This is a genomic window from Streptomyces sp. NBC_00285, assembly GCF_036174265.1.
Taxonomy (GTDB): Bacteria; Actinomycetota; Actinomycetes; order Streptomycetales; family Streptomycetaceae; genus Streptomyces.
Genome location: NZ_CP108055.1, coordinates 9,714,024 through 9,728,863 on the forward strand (window position 1 = coordinate 9,714,024; position 14,840 = coordinate 9,728,863).

Sequence of the window (14,840 nt, forward strand, 5' to 3'; positions counted from 1 at the left end):
GGCACGTCACCCCGTCGAGCGACGCACGGCATCAAGGGCGCCGGCGCCCGCTGTCCCTTCTTGGTGGGGCCTCCCGCTCCCTCGGTGGCCGATACCTGCCGCGTCTGCGTCCTGACCTACGTGTCCAGTGGCTGGAGTTCCCGCTCTGTCTACGCAGTCAGAGCGGGAACGTCAAGGCTTGGGACGTACTCGGAATTCAGCTCGTCCGGGGAGTTCGGCAGCGGGCCGACCGACCCTCGGTCGACGCCCGCGCAAGATTACGAATCCGTTTCGGGCGCTTGACGAGCACCGTATGACTGCGTAGACATGGCAGCGCAGTCAGACGAGACCCGGCCAACGCCGGACGCGATCATCTGGAGACACCATGAGGCGAGGCACACGGCGGAGCGGGAGTTCCGGCGCACCACGCAGTGTGGATGTGGCCCAGTTGGCGGGCGTTTCGCAGAAGACCGTGTCCCGGGTCTACAACGACGAGCCGTACGTCTCCGCCGACGTGCGCCGACGCGTCCTGGAAGCCGGCGAGGAACTCGGCTACCGGATGAACAACGCGGCGCGGGCTCTGGCCTCCGGACGGACGCGGTCCATCGGCGTGGTGACGCTGGGAACCGCCCTGTACGGACCCGCCTCACTGATCATGGGGGTCGAACGCGCCGTGCGGGACACGGGGTACGCCCTCCGAGTCGTCAACACCTTGGAAGGCGACCCGGCGGGTGTCGCCGGTGCCGTCGACTCACTTCTCGAGCAGGGCGTCGACGGCATCGTCATCTCCGAGCCGATCGACGACGGACACAGCGAAGACCTCGCCGCCCGTGTCGACGTGCCGGTGCTCGTCCTCGGTTCGCCACCCCTGTCCACGGCCAGGACACTGGCCGCGGGCGTCGGCGCCGATCTGATGGCGCGCACGGCAACCGAGCATCTGCTGGAACTGGGACACGCGACCGTGCACCACCTCGCCGGTCCGCAGCAGTGGTACGCCGCCCGGGACCGGCTGGAGGGCTGGAGGTCGACGCTCACCGCGTACGGCAGGGCGATACCCCCCGTCGTCGAGGGCGACTGGTCGGCCTCGACCGGCTACACGGCAGGCCGCAAGCTGGCCTCAGAGGGTGACATGACCGCGGTGTTCGCCGCCAACGACGACATGGCGATCGGGCTGATCCGCGCACTGGCGGAAGCCGGCCGGCGGGTACCGCAGGACGTCAGCGTGGTGGGCTTCGACGACATCCCGGTCGCCGCCTATGTGAATCCTCCGCTCACCACGATGCGCCAGCCCTTCGACACCGTGGCCCAGGAGGGACTCGAACGGCTCGTGCACTCCATCGAGAACCCGGACGCGCCACCCCTGTCGGCCGCCGAACCCCCGGTGGACCTCGTGGTCCGCGCCTCGACCGGGCCCCCGCCGCCACCCCGGACGACCCCGGGGCGGCATAGGGCCCTGGCTTCTTTTCCGATGGGGGGCCGATCCGGCCCGCCCGGGGACGGAGGTGCATCCACGTACAACTGATCGGTACCGACCGGCGCGAGGAACAGCTTTCCCAGCCGGACAGGCAGACGTGAGGCGAGCCGCCGTACCGGACCTGTTCCGCCCTGTTTTCCCCACGCTGTCCGTGCACTCTCGGACAGCCCGTCACACGAACAAGGTGCCCCGTCCTCCCCTTTGGACGACAGCCACTGAACGACCTCGCTGCCACAGCTCTCCGCTCCACCCGTAACCTCCCCGTCCCCGGGTCTCCTCCTCTGCAGCAGGTGGAACTCCCGCCGGGCGGCGTCCGCGAAGACGCACACCCGTGCCATGCCGACCTCCGTGTCGTGGCCGTCGCGTCGGAGCCACCTGTCTCCTCATCACTCTCCTCACCCTCGTGGCACGCCCGCGATCGGCGTGCCATTCCCTCAGCCATCGGCGGGAGTTCGTCATGCACAGATCCAACTCCACCCCCAGTAGGTCCCAGATGAGCCGTCGGCTCCTCCTCACCGCCGCAGGAGCGGTCTCGTTGGGAGCCGCCCTGACCGCCTGCGGCGGCGGTGACAGCGGCGGCGGATCCGCCTCCTCGTCCTCGAAGCCGGTCAGCCAGGCCGATATCGACAAGGCGATGAAGCAGCCCACCGAGCTGACGTTCTGGACGTGGGTTCCGGACATCGACCAGGAGGTCGCGCTCTTCGAGAAGAAGTACCCGGCGATCAAGGTCAAGGTCGTCAACGCGGGCCAGGGCGTGCAGCACTACACGAAGCTGCGCACGGCGATCAAGGCCGGCAGCGGCGCCCCGGACGTGGCGCAGATGGAGTACCAGGCCATCCCCACGTTCACGATCACGGACAGCCTCCTGGACCTGAGCCCGTACGGCGCGGCCAAGCTGAAGGACACGTTCGTCGACTGGACCTGGGGACAGGTCAGCGGCCCCAAGGGCGAGATCTGGGCGATCCCGCAGGACACCGGCCCGATGGGCATGCTGTACCGGGCGGACATCTTCGAGAAGCACGGCATCGAACCGCCGAAGACCTGGGACGACTTCGCCGCCGCGGCCCGCAAGCTGCACAAGGCCGACCCGGAGATCTACCTGACCAACCTGGCCGGCAACGAGGCGGCCGCCTGGCACGGCCTGCTCTGGCAGGCGGGCGCCAAGCCCTACGCCACCTCCGGCAAGGGCAACGTCTCCATCGACGTCGACGACGCGATCTCCAAGAAGCTCGCCGCCTACTGGGGCGGGCTGGCTCAGGAGGGCGTCATCGGTGTCGAGCCGGACTTCACCGACGCCTGGTTCTCCGCGCTCAACAAGGGCAAGTACGCCACCTGGATCACCGCCGCCTGGGGCCCGGTCTTCCTCGCCGGCTCGGCCAAGTCCACCGCGGGCAAGTGGCGCGCCGCCCCCCTTCCGCAGTGGGACGCGTCGAAGCCCAGCTCGGGCAACTGGGGCGGCTCGACCAGCGCGGTCATCAGGGCGAGCAAGAACCCGATCGCGGCCGCCGTGTTCGCGCAGTTCCTGAACAGCGACCCGGCCAGCGCGAAGCTGTTCAACACCAAGCAGTCGTTCTTCCCGGCGACCAAGCCCCTGCTCGCGGACCCGTCCTTCACCGGTGCCGCCGCCTCCTTCTACGGCGGACAGAAGGTCAACCAGGAGTTCGCCGACATCGGCGAGACGGTCAGCCCCGACTTCCAGTGGCCGCCCTTCCTCGACCAGGCCGTCACCGACTGGACCGAGACCGTGGGCACGGCCCTCACCAGGAAGAAGGACGCCGTCGCCGCGCTCGACGCGTGGCAGTCGCGCCTCACCACCTACGCCAAGGCCCAGGGCTTCACCGTCAAGACCCCGTGATGCCCGGCGGGTCCCGCATCGATGCCCTCAGGTGTCGACGCGGGGCCCGCCCCCAGGCCAGCCCTTCCCCCAAGAAAGGCCCGATGATGACTGCCACAACCGTGGCCTCCACCGAGGAGCCGCGCCGAGCGGGGCCGAAGAGTCGCCGACTCGGTGGCCTGCGTCAAGGTGCGGCAGGTCCGCTGTTCGTCGCACCCTTCATGGTGCTGTTCCTGCTGGTGTTCCTCGCACCGCTCGGCTACGCCGCCTATCTCAGCCTGTTCCGGGAAAAGCTCATCGGTGGCAACGCGTTCGTCGGGCTGGACAACTACGTGACGGCCCTGAAGGACCCGCTCCTGCGGGAAGGGGTCGTGCGGGTCGCGACGTTCTTCGTCATCCAGGTCCCGCTGATGCTCGTGCTGGCCCTGGTCTTCGCGCTCGCCCTCGACAGCGGCCTGCTGCGCCTGGCCCGGGTGATCCGTCTGGGCATCTTCGTCCCCTACGCCGTCCCGAGCGTGGTCGCAACCCTCATGTGGGGCTATCTGTACGGGCCGGACTACGGGCCGTTCGCCCAGCTCAGCGAGAAACTCGGCCTGCCGGTCCCGCACTTCCTCAGCGACGGATGGATGCTGGGCAGCCTGGCGAACGTCGTGACCTGGGAGTTCGTCGGCTACAACATGATCATCCTGTACGCGGCCCTGCGGACCGTCCCCCAGGAACTGTACGAGGCCGCGGCCATGGACGGCGCCGGTGCCTGGCGGACCGCCTGGTCCATCAAGCTCCCCGCCCTGCGCCCCGCGCTCCTGCTCACCCTGCTGTTCTCCGTGATCGGCAGCTTCCAGCTCTTCAACGAACCGAAGCTGCTGCAGCCCATCGCGCCCGACGTCATCGACAACTCGTACACCGCGAACCTGTACGCCTACTCCCTCGCCTTCACCGGCCAGCAGGTCAACTACTCGGCCGCGGTGTCCTTCTTCCTCGGCCTGATCATCGTGATCTTCTCCTACGCCGTCCTGTTCTTCGCGAACCGCAGGAGGACCTCGTGACGACCACGACCCCCACATCCCCGTCCCCGTCGGCCACCAGCGCCACCACGACCGGCGCCTCGCGGACAGCTCGACGACCCCGCCGCCGGTCGACCGGGCGCCGCAGCACGCCGCTGACCATCGTCATGCTGGCCGTCCTGGCCTACTTCCTCCTGCCGCTGTTCTGGCTCGCCATCTCAGCGACCAAGAGCACCCAGGACCTGTTCACCAGCTTCGGCCTGTGGTTCTCGCACACGCCGCAACTCCTTGAGAACATCCGGGAGACGTTCACGCACGACGACGGCGTCTTCCTGCACTGGCTCCTCAACACGGTCCTGTACTCCGTCGGCAGCGCCATCGGTGCCGCGCTCCTGGCCGCCGCGGCAGGCTACGGGTTCGCCAAGTACCGGTTCCGTGGCAACAACGCGGCCTTCGCCCTGATACTCGGCGCCATCATGATCCCGACCACCGCCCTTGCCATCCCCACCTACCTGCTCTTCGCGAAGGTGGACCTGGTCAACACTCCCTGGGCGATCGTCCTGCCCTCCCTGGTCAGCCCGTTCGGCCTCTACCTCATGCGTGTCTACGCGGCGGACGCCGTCCCGGACAGCCTCCTGGAGGCCGCCCGCATCGACGGGGCCGGCGAACTGCGGATCTTCTTCACCATCGCGATGCGACTGCTGGCCCCGGGCCTGGTGACCGTGGTGCTGTTCACGCTGGTGGCGACCTGGAACAACTACTTCCTGCCGCTGATCATGCTGAACGACCCGAAGCTGTACCCCGTGACGGTCGGCCTCTCCTCCTGGGCGTCCCAGGCCGTCGGCGGCGGCAGTGGCGCGAACAGCAACATGCTCGCGCTCGTCGTGACCGGCTCCCTCATCTCCATCATCCCGCTCGTCGTCGCCTTCCTGCTCCTGCAGCGGTACTGGCAGAGCGGCCTGGCCACCGGCGGCGTCAAGCAGTAACTGCCGGCCGACGACAGCGCCGACGCACCGGCCCGCTTCCCCCCAACGACTCTTCGGAGGTTCCCCCATGGCGGTTCTGCCCGCCCGTGTCCTCTTCGGTGCCGCGTACTACCACGAGTACACGCCCGCCTACGACCCCCAACTGCAGCCCGACGAACAGCTGAAGACCGACCTCGACCTGATGGCCGAGGCCAACTTCACCGTGATCCGGGTCGGCGAGTCGGTCTGGTCGACCTGGGAACCGCAGAACGGGACGTTCGACCTCGACTGGCTGCAGCCGGTCCTCGACGGCGCCCACGAGCGCGGCATCTCCGTCGTCCTCGGCACGCCGACATACGCCGCACCGCTGTGGCTGGCCCGGCAGTACCCGGAGATCACGGGGGAGCGGCGCACCGGCGAACGGCTCGGCTGGGGCGCCCGGCAGGAGGTCGACTTCACCCACCCCGCCTTCCGCTTCCACGCCGAGCGGATCATCCGCAAGATCGCCGCACGCTACGCCGACCACCCGGCGATCATCGGCTGGCAGGTCGACAACGAGCCCGGTCTGCACCTCTTCCACAACCGCGGTGTCTTCCAGCGCTTCGTGGACCACCTGCGCGAGAAGTACGGCGACGTCGAGACCCTCAACCGGGAATGGGGCCTGGTCTACTGGTCGCACCAGCTGTCGACGTGGGCCGACCTGTGGACACCGGACGGCAACGAACAGCCCCAGTACGACGTGGCATGGCGGGAGTTCCAGGCCCGCCAGGTCACCGAGTTCATCGGCTGGCAGGCCGACCTGGTCCGTGAGTACGCGGGGCCCGAGCACTTCGTCACCACGTGCATCTCCTACACCCGGCAGGGCGTGGAGGACGACGAGATGACCGACCGCCTCGACATCGCCTCCGGCAACCCGTACTACGACATGCAGGACGGCCTGCTGCTGCCCGACCCCACCCCGGACGAGCACGAGCAGATCTGGAAGACCACCGGTGTGTGGTCGATGTACCAGACCGCGGACTGGATGTTCTCCTCCCGCCAGGCACCCTTCCTGGTCACCGAGACCAACGCGAACTCCATCGGCTTCCCCTGGGACAACCGCCCCGGCTACGACGGCCAGTGGCGCCAGACCGCCTGGGCACACGTGGCTCGCGGTGCCCGGATGATCGAGTACTGGCAGTGGCAGACCCTGCGCTTCGGCGCGGAGACCTACTGGGGCGGAGTCCTGCCGCACAGCGGCCGGCCGGGCCGCACCTACGCCGAAGTCGCCCGTCTGGGCGCCGAGTTCGACAAGGCGGGCCCGCTCGTCGCCGGGCTCGAACCCGATGCCGACATCACGATGGTCTACTCGACGCCCAGCAAGTGGCTGATGCAGAAGTACCCGCCGCTGTCCAAGCCGGACGGTTCACCGGACCCGGCCTCCTACCACCGTATCTTCGACCCCTTCTACCGCGGCGCCTTCGACGCCGGGCGCCAGGTACGCATCGTGCACGTCGCGCAGCTGGTCGAGGACACGGCACCGGAGGAGGCCGCGCGCCGCCACCCCGTACTGGTCGTGCCGGCGCTGTACATCGCCACCGATGTCGCCCTCGACTGGCTCACCTCCTACGCCCACGCCGGCGGTCACCTCGTCCTCGGCCCCCGCACCGGATACGCCGACCACGAGGCCCGCGCCCGGATCGACAGGGCCCCCGGCCGTCTCACCGAGGCCGCGGGTGTGCACTACGACGAGTTCAGCAACCTGACGGGGACCGTACCGGTCCGCGGTGTGGACGGCGGTCTCCTCGACGTGCCCGTCGACGCGACGGCGACGCACTGGCTCGAAGGGCTCACGCCGGTCGACGCCGAGGCGCTGGCCACCTACGAGCACCCGCACTTCGGGCGCTGGCCCGCCGTCACCACCCGTGTACACGGAGCCGGCCGTGTCACCTGCGTGGGCACGGTCCCGGGCCGTGACCTCGCCAGGTCACTGGCCGCCTGGATGGCGCCGGACCCGCGCGGAGGTTGGCGGGAACTGCCCGAGTCCGTGACCGTCACGACCGGGACCTCGCCGGACGGGCGGCACGTCCACATCATCCACAACTGGAGCTGGGAGCCCGCACGGGTCCCCTCTCCGGTGCACCTGTCCGACGTCCTGAACGGCGACGCCGTACCGGCAGGTACGGAGGTGGACCTGGGCCCGTGGGATGTCCGCGTCCTGGTCGCCGAGGACGACGGCACCCCCCGGGACGCCTGAGCGGGCGTCCCTCCCCGACCGGGTCACCGAGCGGCCCCACAGCGCAGTGCACCGCGCCGGTGACCGAAGCCCCCCGCATCACCGTGATCGTTCTTGAAGGAGGAGTTATGCAGAGAAGAAACCTGAGAAGGGCACTGGGAACCTTCGGCGCAGCGGCCGCGCTGCTGGCCATCCCCGCATCCGGTGCGCAGGCCTACAACCCGACCGGCGGGATCCTCTACCAGCTCGGCAGTGATGCGTGCCTGAAGGGGCGAGGCAACTGCGCGGTCTACCCGAAGACGGCCGAACTGCCCGGCGGGCGGCTGGTGGCGTCGTTCGAGAAGTCCACCGTCGTACCGAAGTCGGGCAGTGCGGACGGGCAGACCCTGCCGGTCTACAAGAGCGACGACAGCGGGACGAGCTGGCAGCCGCTGTCCGAGGTCAAGGCACCGGCGTACCTGTCCACCGACCCCAAGTACGCCAAGTACACGAGCAACTGGACCAACCCCTACCTCTACGTGCTCCCGCAGAGCGTCGGCGGGCTCAAGGCCGGCACGCTGCTCCTGGCGAGTGTCGTCTCCGGTGACGACTACTACTACAAGGAGCACAAGGCGGCCGATCCGAACTGGACGCCGTCCAACGACGGTGACCGCAGCGACCTGGCCATCGCCCTGTACTCCAGCACCGACCAGGGCAGCAGCTGGAAGGTCGTCAACGTCATCGCCACCGGAGGCTGGCAGGGAGGCAGCGCGGGCGCGGTCGGGCAGAACATCGCCACCGCCAACAAGAACCAGCAGGTGGACCCGCTCTGGGAGCCGTACCTGATGGTCTACCAGGGCAAACTGGTCTGCTACTACTCCGACGAGAACGACTACACCGGCTTCGACCCGGTCACCGGCGTCCCGAAGAAGGACCCCGCCAACGACACGGCGACCGACTCGCACGGCCAGATTCTCGTGCACCGTACCTGGGACGGCAGGAAGGCCGACTGGAGCGGTCCCGTCGTCGACATATCCGGCTCCGTCCAGGACATGGGCGGTGGCAAGACCGAGATCGGCGGCGGCAGGCCGGGCATGACCAACGTCGTCACCACCACCGACGGCAGGTGGATGCTCACCTTCGAGTACTGGGGCGGAGGGGCCAACACCCGGTACGTCATCGCCGACAACCCGCTGAAGTTCTTCCGCGGCCCCCAGACCGGCATGTCCGTCGGCTCGCTCCCGGTCGTCGCCGGCTCCCACCCCCTCGCGGGCGGCGGCAGCCCTGTTCTGATCCGGCTCCCCGACGGCCGCCTGGTGTACAACGCGTCGAACAGCGGCGACGTCTGGGTCAACGAGAGCGGCCGCAGCGACGGCGTCTGGACGGAGTACCAGACCACCTCGCCGGCCGGTTACAGCCGCAACCTCCAGTACGTCGACGCCACCGGCCGCATCGCGATCCTCAACAACCAGGGCACGTCCACGATCGCCTACGCCGAGGTCGACCTCGGCGACACGGCCGGCACCTACTACCGGCTGGTCAACCGCAAGACCGGCCAGGTGATCGGCACCGGCAACAAGACCAACGACGCCAACCTCGGCAACGCGGACACACCGGACGTGGTCCTGGAGGACTCCGGAGCGGCGGCCGACCCGGACACCCAGCAGTGGCACGTGGTGGACGAGCCGAACGGTGGTACGACCCTGCTGAACAGGTCGGGCGGGCGCGCGGCGGCCATCTGGACGGGCAACGCCACGGTCGGCCAGCGCATCGGCCAGTGGGTCGACAACAGTTCGACGGGCAGCTGGAACCTCGTCAAGACCTCGGACGGCTACTACCGGCTCCAGGCCGTCAAGAACACCGCCCTCTACCTGACCGGCGCGTCCACCGGAGCACCCCTGACCCTCCAGAACACGGCCGCCGACGGCTCACAGGAGTGGAAGCTCGTTCGCTAGACCCTCTGCTCTTCAGATCCTTTAATAGGAACAGTGGTCGGAGGTCCGGCGATCCAGCCGGGCCCGACCACTGTTCCTGCCGGTTCAGAGGGACACTGAGCTTCCATTCATGAAGTCGAACAACATACGAAATGCCGAACAGAGGGCTGTGCGATGGCGAATGACGAGAACGTAGGACCCTCCCTCTCCGATACCTATGTGGTGGGGGTGGATTACGGGACGTTGTCGGGTCGGGCTGTGGTGGTCCGTGTCCGTGATGGGGCGGAGTTGGGTTCTGCGGAGTATGTGTATCCGCATGGGGTGTTGGACCGTGTGTTGCCGGACGGGACGCGGTTGGGGCCGGACTGGGCGTTGCAGGTGCCGTCGGATTATGTGGATGTGTTGCGTCATGCGGTGCCGGCGGCGTTGACGGCCGCGGGGGTGCGGGCGGAGCAGGTGGTGGGGATCGGGACGGATTTCACGGCGTGCACGATGGTTGCGGTGCTGGCCGACGGGACGCCGTTGTGTGAGGTGGAGGGTCTGGCGGGGCGTCCGCATGCGTATGTGAAGTTGTGGCGTCATCATGCGGCGCAGGCGCAGGCGGACCGGATCACCGCGTTGGCGGGGGAGCGTAAGGAAGCCTGGCTGCAGCGGTACGGGGGGAAGATTTCTTCGGAGTGGGAGTTCGCGAAGGCGTTGCAGTTGCTGGAGGAGGATCCGGAGCTGTATCACCGGATGGAGCGGTGGGTGGAGGCGGCGGACTGGATCGTGTGGCAGTTGTGCGGCACGTATGTCCGTAACGCCTGCACGGCCGGGTACAAGGGCCAGCTCCAGGAGGGTGTCTACCCGACGCGGGAGTATCTGGCGGCGCTGAACCCGCAGTTCGCGGACTTTGTGGCGGACAAGCTGGAGCATCCGATCGGTCAGCTGGGCGGGCGGGCCGGGTCGCTGACGGCGGAGGCGGCGGCGTGGACGGGCCTGCCGGAGGGCATCGCGGTGTGTGTCGGCAACGTGGACGCGCATGTCACGGCGCCCGCGGCGGGAGCCGTTCAGCCGGGGCAGATGGTGGCCATCATGGGCACCTCGACGTGTCATGTGATGAGTTCGGACCAGCAGGGCATGGTGCCGGGCATGTGCGGGGTCGTGGACGGGGGGATCCTGCCCGGGCTGTGGGGGTATGAGGCAGGGCAGAGCGGGGTCGGCGACATTTTCGGCTGGTTCATCCGGACCGGTTTCCCCGCCGCCTATGCGGAGCAGGCTGCCGCGCTGGGTCAGGATCCGCACGAGTATCTGACCGGGCTGGCGGCCGGGCAGCAGGTGGGGGAGCACGGTCTGGTCGCATTGGACTGGCACAGCGGCAACCGTTCCGTCCTGGTCGACCACGATCTGAGCGGTGTGATCGTGGGCCAGACCCTGTCGACCCGTCCCGAGGACATCTACCGGGCGTTGCTGGAGGCGACCGCGTTCGGGACGCGGACCATCATCGAGGCGTTCGAAGCCTCGGGGGTGCCGGTGGGTGAGCTGATCATCGCGGGCGGGCTGACGAAGAACGCCCTGCTCATGCAGATCTACGCCGACGTCACCCGGCTGCCGCTGAGCGTGATCGCCTCCACGCAGGGTCCCGCGCTGGGTGCGGCCATGCACGCCGCGGTCGCGGCCGGCGCCTACCCCGACATCCAGGCCTGCGCCCGCTCGATGGGCAAGGCCGAACGCGGTGTGTATCAGCCCGACCCCGACCGGGCCGCCGCCTACGACCGCCTCTACGCCGAATACCAGCTCCTGCACGACTACTTCGGCCGCGGCACCAACCAGGTCATGCACCGCCTGCGCACCCTCCGCGCCCAAGCCATGGCCTGACACCGGCCCGTCCGTTGTAGTCGATCCCCTTTTTTTGGAAGGAACACCTTCATGAGCAACGACAGCACGTCTTCTTTTCCGGGTCAGGAGATCTGGTTTCTGACGGGTAGTCAGGGCCTGTACGGCGATGATGTGCTGGAGCAGGTGGCCGCGCAGTCCCGGGAGATCTGCGGTCTGCTGGACGAGAACGCGCAGATCCCGGTCCGGATCGTGTGGAAGCCGGTCCTGACCGACGCCGAGGCGATCCGCCGGGTGTGCCAGGAGGCCAGCACCTCCGACGCCTGCGTCGGCGTGATCGCCTGGATGCACACCTTCTCCCCGGCCAAAATGTGGATCGCCGGCCTGTCCGCCCTGGACCGGCCACTGCTGCACTTCCACACCCAGCACAACCAGTCACTGCCCTGGCCCAGCATCGACATGGACTTCATGAACCTCAACCAGGCCGCCCACGGCGACCGCGAATTCGGCCACATCGAAGCCCGCGTCGGCGTCAACCGGAAGATCGTCGCCGGTCACGCCACCGACCCCCGCGTCACCCACCGGATCACCGCCTGGGCCCGCGCCGCCGCCGGCCGCCACGCCTCCCGCACCCTGCGCCTGGCCCGCTTCGGCGACAACATGCGCGACGTCGCCGTCACCGAAGGCGACAAAGTCGAAGCCCAACTCCGCTTCGGCTACTCCGTCAACACCTACGGCGTCAACGACCTCGTCGCCGTCGTCGACGCCGTAGAAGACAAGAGCGCCCGGGAACTCGCCACCCAATACACCGACCTGTACGACGTCGCCCCCGAACTGCGCCCCGGCGCCGACCGCCACGACTCCCTCGTCTACGCCGCCCGCCAGGAACTGGGCCTGCGCACCTTCCTCACCGAAGGCAACTTCACCGCCTTCACCACCAACTTCGAAGACCTCGGCGCCCTGCGCCAACTCCCCGGCCTGGCCGTGCAACGCCTGATGGCCGACGGCTACGGCTTCGGCGGCGAAGGCGACTGGAAAACCTCCGCCCTCCTGCGCACCATGAAAGTCATGGCCGCAGGACAGCACGGCGGCACCAGCTTCATGGAGGACTACACCTACCACCTCGGCCCCGGCACCCCCCGCGTCCTGGGCGCCCACATGCTCGAAGTCTGCCCCACCATCGCCGCCGACCGGCCCACCTGCGAAATCCACCCCCTGTCCATCGGCGACCGCGAAGACCCCGTCCGCCTCGTCTTCAACGCCGCCGAAGGCCCCGCCGTCGTCGTCGGCCTCTCCGACCTCGGCGACCGCTTCCGCCTCACCGCCAACACCATCGACGTCGTCACCCCCGACCAGGACCTCCCCAACCTCCCCGTCGCCCGCGCCGTCTGGACACCCCACCCCTCCCTCGCCGAATCCGCCGAAAGCTGGCTCCTGGCCGGCGCACCCCACCACACCGTCCTCAGCACCGCCCTCGACCTCGAAACCCTCACCGACTACGCCACCATGACCAACGTCGAACTCCTCACCATCGACGAAAACACCACCACCAACCAATTCGCCAAAGAACTCCGCTGGAACGCCGCCTACCACCGCCTCGCCCAAAACCTCTAACCCCCCATGAACCCCACCCCCACCCAAGGAGACACGAGATGACCACGACCGCCCAGGACGGACTCCACAAGGAAGTCCTGGAGGCCAACCTGGCCATCCCCCAAGCCGGCCTCTCGAACACGCCGTCATCTGCGAAGCCGTCGCTACTATCGCCCTGAACACCCTCGCCCTCAAACCCGCCACCTGACAACGAAAGGTGCTCCGGTGGACCGGAGCACCTTCGCTGGAAATGGCCACGAGCGGACCCTGTCAGGAGTGGAAAGGGGGGGGAAATCCGGGTTATTCCTGTGCGACTGCGTAGCCGGGCACAGACGGCCATCGAACCGTCAACAACACGGATTCTTCTTCCGCGAACCAAGAGTGGTCGACTCCGTGCCCCCAGACAACGTAATCTCCCTGTTTTTCCAGAACGATGCTGCGTCCTGTGAATTCCACGCGAAACCGGCCGCTGATGAGCACCAGGAGTGCGGTGCGCTCTTCACCCCTTACCCACTCCAAACGCTCGTCACCGCGCGGATGGATACCCCATTTGACCTCCACGGCCTGAGTGTGACGAGGGTCACCGATATCCTTGAAGTGTCCGAGAATCCACCCTCGATCCAGTGGGGCGTCCTCGCCTGCATTTCCTGTATATACGCTGCCTTCCATGGAGCGGAACGATATCAGGCATGAAGGGAATCAAAGTATATAAATCCTCATCCGTATCCGTGCCTGGACTGTTCCACTTAAATCGCGGTGACTGCGCGACTGAATCGGCGATGGATAGACAGGCGTTGGGCATAAAACAGTCCCACCCGGTGGTGCAGAGGTACCCGACACGGAACAGGCATGGCCAGCTGCCACTACGGCACTGTCGGGGCTCGTTCCTGAAACCGGCAGTACCCCGGCCGGCCCTCTGCCCTTTCCGATACGTCAGCTCAGCCGAACCTCAGGATGCGCGGGGCGAAGGTGCCTTCGGGACCGTCGGCGCGGCCGACCGACCACACAGTCGCCGTGCCCGGCACCGGCGCCAGCCGTGGCGTCCAGGAGTCACCCTCTCCGGCCACCGCCGGTTCGCTGTACTCGGTGAAGGACTGTCCGTTCCATGCGAGGAAGTCCGGGCCGGAGACAAGCGGGGGAGTGCTTCCCGGCGAGCCCCACTTCTGCGAGCGGGCCACCGAGACCCAGGCCAACTCGCCGGACGGGGTGGGTGCCAGTGAGGTGATCGAGCCGAAATCGGTGGGCACTGTCACCCGGCTCCAGCTCTGTCCGTCCCAGCGGACCAGCAGGGGCGGGATCGGCCGGCCCGGCGGACCGCCGACGAACCCGGCCGTGCCACCCGCCCACACCTCCGTCGGCGAGACCGCCAGCACACTGCCCACCGCCGACCGGGGGAACCCGTCCACGATCGTCTGCTGCCACGCCTGCCCGTTCCAGTGCGACACGGTCGCCCCCGAGGCGGTGGCACCCGCCGCCCAGACGTCGTCCGCCGCCAGGATGTGCAGTCCGTACACGGACCCCGGTGGCACGGGGAGGTCCTGCCAGCCGTTCCCGTCCCAGCGCAGCAGTATTTGTGCGCCGTCGCGCGAACCGATCAGCCAGGTCTCGTCGCCGCCGGCGACGAGTTTCGTCGGCACGACACCGCGGGGCGGGAGGCTCTCGTACCAGGCGATTCCGTCGAAGCGGAGCAGGCGGGCGCCACCCGCCGCGTCACGGCCCGCCGCCCAGACCGCGGTCGGTGAGGTCGCGGCGATGGACAGCAGTTCTCCCTGCCAGCCGATCCCGGGCAGACTCTGGCGCTGCCAAGCGGTTCCGTCCCAGCGCAGCACCAGTGGAAAGCCCGGTGCCTCGCGGCCGACGGCGTCGGTGCCCACCGCCCAGGCCCGGTCCGGCCCGAAGGCCACGGCCTCGTTCAGCCCGGCCTGTGGGCGTACCTGCGCCGGCACGGGGACGTGTTGCCAGGACATGGGTTCCGCCGCGGCCGAGCTCATGATCGCCACGAGGGTCATGACGACGGTGAGGGCCGCGACGAGGAGTCTTCGTGCCAT

10 protein-coding genes are annotated in these 14,840 nt (G+C 68.3%); 8 read left to right on the forward strand and 2 right to left on the reverse strand.

The features are described 5' to 3' along the window. The first annotated feature begins 364 nt into the window (after positions 1 to 364). From OHT57_RS44455 to araA, 8 genes are all read left to right on the forward strand, one after another. Positions 365 to 1,501 (forward strand): LacI family DNA-binding transcriptional regulator, encoded by a 1,137-nt coding sequence (locus OHT57_RS44455; RefSeq protein WP_328752665.1) that lies wholly within the window; start codon positions 365 to 367, stop codon positions 1,499 to 1,501. Between the two features lie 445 nt (positions 1,502 to 1,946). Next, complete coding sequence (locus OHT57_RS44460) at positions 1,947 to 3,308, forward strand: ABC transporter substrate-binding protein (protein ID WP_443053559.1); 1,362 nt, start codon at positions 1,947 to 1,949, stop codon at positions 3,306 to 3,308. 86 nt (positions 3,309 to 3,394) lie between these two features. Continuing rightward, entirely contained in the window at positions 3,395 to 4,333 is a 939-nt protein-coding gene (locus OHT57_RS44465) for a carbohydrate ABC transporter permease (protein WP_328753504.1), read from the forward strand. Continuing rightward, positions 4,330 to 5,277 carry a carbohydrate ABC transporter permease gene (locus OHT57_RS44470; protein WP_328752667.1) on the forward strand — a complete coding sequence of 316 codons (948 nt, stop codon included), beginning with the start codon at positions 4,330 to 4,332 and terminating at the stop codon, positions 5,275 to 5,277. Before OHT57_RS44465 ends, OHT57_RS44470 begins: the two co-directional genes overlap by 4 nt. A gap of 67 nt (positions 5,278 to 5,344) precedes the next feature. Further along, entirely contained in the window at positions 5,345 to 7,492 is a 2,148-nt protein-coding gene (locus tag OHT57_RS44475) for a beta-galactosidase (protein ID WP_328752668.1), read from the forward strand. Positions 7,493 to 7,599: 107 nt separating this feature from the next. Beyond that, complete coding sequence (locus OHT57_RS44480; RefSeq protein WP_328752669.1) at positions 7,600 to 9,405, forward strand: RICIN domain-containing protein; 1,806 nt, start codon at positions 7,600 to 7,602, stop codon at positions 9,403 to 9,405. A 153-nt stretch (positions 9,406 to 9,558) separates the two neighbouring features. Further along, positions 9,559 to 11,241, forward strand: a complete 1,683-nt coding sequence (gene araB, locus OHT57_RS44485) for a ribulokinase (protein WP_328752670.1) — start codon at positions 9,559 to 9,561, stop codon at positions 11,239 to 11,241. Between the two features lie 51 nt (positions 11,242 to 11,292). After that, complete coding sequence (gene araA, locus OHT57_RS44490) at positions 11,293 to 12,813, forward strand: L-arabinose isomerase (RefSeq protein ID WP_328752671.1); 1,521 nt, start codon at positions 11,293 to 11,295, stop codon at positions 12,811 to 12,813. Between the two features lie 279 nt (positions 12,814 to 13,092). Here araA and OHT57_RS44495 read toward each other — a convergent pair whose 3' ends face one another. Together OHT57_RS44495 and OHT57_RS44500 are read right to left on the reverse strand one after the other, a co-directional pair. After that, positions 13,093 to 13,461, reverse strand: a complete 369-nt coding sequence (locus tag OHT57_RS44495; RefSeq protein WP_328752672.1) for a signal peptidase I — start codon at positions 13,459 to 13,461, stop codon at positions 13,093 to 13,095. A 269-nt stretch (positions 13,462 to 13,730) separates the two neighbouring features. Then, positions 13,731 to 14,840 carry a hypothetical protein gene (locus tag OHT57_RS44500; RefSeq protein WP_328752673.1) on the reverse strand — a complete coding sequence of 370 codons (1,110 nt, stop codon included), beginning with the start codon at positions 14,838 to 14,840 and terminating at the stop codon, positions 13,731 to 13,733.